Annotated in this window: 2 protein-coding genes and 2 pseudogenes; 1 reads left to right on the top strand and 3 read right to left on the bottom strand. The window is 40.5% G+C overall.

From position 1 onward, the window contains the following. Nucleotides 1-355: pseudogene (locus tag AC3LHT_RS10100) on the top strand (type III PLP-dependent enzyme); the annotation flags it as partial. Here AC3LHT_RS10100 and AC3LHT_RS10095 read toward each other — a convergent pair. The 3 genes and pseudogenes from AC3LHT_RS10095 to AC3LHT_RS10085 all read right to left on the bottom strand — a co-directional run. Then, a complete protein-coding gene (locus AC3LHT_RS10095) occupies nucleotides 352-1641 on the bottom strand; it encodes a hypothetical protein (protein WP_290668039.1) in 1290 nt (429 codons plus the stop codon). The pseudogene AC3LHT_RS10100 and the gene AC3LHT_RS10095 overlap by 4 nt on opposite strands. A 12-nt stretch (nucleotides 1642-1653) precedes the next feature. After that, nucleotides 1654-2505 (bottom strand): rhomboid family intramembrane serine protease, encoded by an 852-nt coding sequence (locus AC3LHT_RS10090; RefSeq protein WP_290644482.1) that lies wholly within the window; start codon nucleotides 2503-2505, stop codon nucleotides 1654-1656. A 14-nt stretch (nucleotides 2506-2519) separates the two neighbouring features. Next, nucleotides 2520-2952: pseudogene (locus tag AC3LHT_RS10085) on the bottom strand (hypothetical protein); the annotation flags it as partial.

Here is a 2952-nt window from a genome sequence, read left to right as displayed (position 1 = left end):
AGGTTCTGAACAATGGATTTATGCTGATGCCGGTGTTTTTCATGGGCTAATGGAAACGATAGAAAACTTCAGATATGAGATAATAGTCGATGGCAAGCAAGGTGATAAGAAAGAGGCTTTTACACTCGCCGGTCCATCCTGTGATTCTGTCGATACCATATATGACAAGGTAATGTTACCAAAAACCATCGGATACGGCGACATCCTTTATTTCGTAAACGCCGGTGCCTATACCACTGAGTACGCAACGAACTTCAACGGAATAAAAGCCCCGGGCGTGTATTTTGTGGAGGATTTTGCGCTAACAGAGTCTGAATATTTTCAAGATGACAATGGAATGGCACAAGACCTTTAGGGTTCAGAAAAAAATCTGATGGCTATTTGTGTTTTGTAGCCATCTTCATAGGAATAACCGACCGAGAGAAACCCCGAGGAGATTTTCAGTAGCTTCTGGGGTTTTTCGCTATTAATCGCTTTGGATTCAATCATACCTATGGGTTCACCTCCAAAGCTGTACATGAATATACGTTGATTGTAGGCCTCATTGTCAAAAACAGCTTCCAAAACACTGATTTTGCCATCAGATAACAGTAACCCCCCAACAATCTCGTCTCTGAAATCGTCGATGGTTTTACTCCAAAGCACAACTCCGTCGGTAGTGTACTTTCTTAAAACCACATCGTGATCACCTGTTGGAGTCGGAACAATTCCAAGCACATAGAAAAACCGTTTCTCTTCTCCGGGGACTACCTTTAAAAGCCATCCCTGATGCTCCCATTTCAGAACAGAACTGTTCTCCAAAACAACGACGGGAAAATTGAGATTTTCCTGAGAAATAGTTCCAACAAAAACAATACCATCATCGACAACGGTGGCATCATATATAGAAAAAGAGAAAAGATCTATTTTCGATATGGATTTTCCCTTTTTAACCAAAGCGACAGTTTTCAGGTTCTCTCTTCCGACACAAATGACCACATCGTTGTCAGCTTTGAGAAGCTGCACAGAGGACAGGGTTTCCGGAAAAACAGCTTCGGTTGAGCCACTGCTATAGCTTATCACCTGAAGGCTTCCATTCTTACTTTCCTCATAACCAAGCACTTTATCATTCCAAAAACACATAGGTACAAAAGAACCCAAAAAATATTGCGCAGTGACTTCAAAGGTTTCCGATAATTCCATTAGATATGCCGAATAGTCAACAGAGCAATCCAGCTTTTTGACGAGTACCTTTAATTTGCTATCCGTTAGCTTTGCATCCACCGGATAATCCCAGTTATCGTCTCCAAAGAGCTTCTCATAAGATTTTGGAACTTGAAAATTCCATTCTTCGCTCCAGTATTCTTTATCATAAACCTCGGTTTTTATCTTCCAGCTGTAAGTTTTTCCTGGTTTCGTCAAGAGAGAAAAGTTGTTTTTTTCAAGTGGCCCATAGAGAGATTGTTTCTCACCATCGAAGAGGTAAAGATAAAAAGCCAGCGTTTTTCCATAGGGATTATCTACTTGCCAGCTGAGACTTACTACACCGTTAATAGGAGCGATAACAGCTCCTGCTTTTGGTAAAGGCGAATGGGCAGAATAATCCACGGAGAAAACCGCGGTGACTATAAGCAAAAACAGTATGAGCGATGAATTTCTCATGGCCATTCCTCCTTAGAGAAATTTGCGCAGTTTTTCGAATTCCTCTTCCGTAAGTAAGTCTCTTTCATACAATTTCCAGAGAACTTTTTGGGCGAGTTCAAGATCTTTTAGTTGACTAAGCTCTTTCCTAAGTTGTGCAATTTGCATTGTTCTTTCATCGAGTTCGCCTTCGTTGTCATTTTTTTTCAACGCATTGAGAATGGGCATGTATTTTATGAGGATTTCTTGTGAAATTTCCTCCGGGGATTTCTCCTTGATTCTCACAAAACGCCGTTTTTTCACAGTAGCGTATTGTGGGGGGATATACCAGCCCAATAACATCCCCATGAGGAGTCCTCCTATATGTGCAGCATTGCTGATATTTGGAATAGCAAGACCAAAAAAGAGGTTAAGAAGAATTATTGGCAATAGGGAAAAACCAGTAACAGATCTGAGCACCATTGGCGTATCCTTTTTAAAACCCAGAACAAAAAGCACCCCAACCAATCCAAAGATGGCGCTGCTGGAGCCAATAGTTATGTAGGGGGTGAAAGCTACGGCGGTAAGATTTCCGACAATGCCACCCAAAAAATAAAGAATGATGAATTTCTTTCTTCCAAAAAGCCCCTCAACAATATACCCAAGTTGATAAAGGGCATACATGTTGAAAAGGATATGCCACATATTGCCATGTAAAAAGAGGGCAGTTACCGGTGTATAAATCAGGCCATGTTGAAGAGCGCTTCTACTCACTCCGCCGTAGTAGAGGAATAAGGTATAAACATCTCCCATTTGAGGTCTGGACATAGAAAAGATAAAACTGAAAAAGTATACAGTTATGTTTATTGAAATCAGTGTCAACGTGACAGGTGGTACTCTTCTCATCAACATCACCTTTCCTAAAAGAGTAATTTAAAGAGCTTTTTATATTCAGATTCAGAAAGCAACGCTTTATCAAAGAGATCTCTCAAGATTGTGCCGGCATCCTTTGTGCTGAGTTTCCCCAAATCCCTGAAAAGGGCCGCAATAACTTCTTTCCTTTTGTTCACATCTTGAGCATTTTCAAGCAAGCTGCTGTACCTCTCCTTGAGTTTCTCAGCGCTTTCTGTATTCTGAAGAAACTGTTTCTTTACATCCTCTTCTTTTTGAGTACTTTTTTCAAATTCCTTGAGCTTTTCTCTGAATCTTCCATAAAGTACCTGCACTATCATCAACTTATATCTAAAATACCAGCTGAACACACCATATGAAATCAATGTGAAAAGCACAACTGTCCATATAGATATGGTGCCTGGCACCAAAGCTGGTATTCGTTTCTTCTTAGAAACTATG

It is taken from the genome of Kosmotoga sp. (assembly GCF_982836095.1).
The sequence above is the reverse complement of the archived record's forward strand: the minus strand, read 5'-3'. Positions and strand labels throughout refer to the sequence as shown.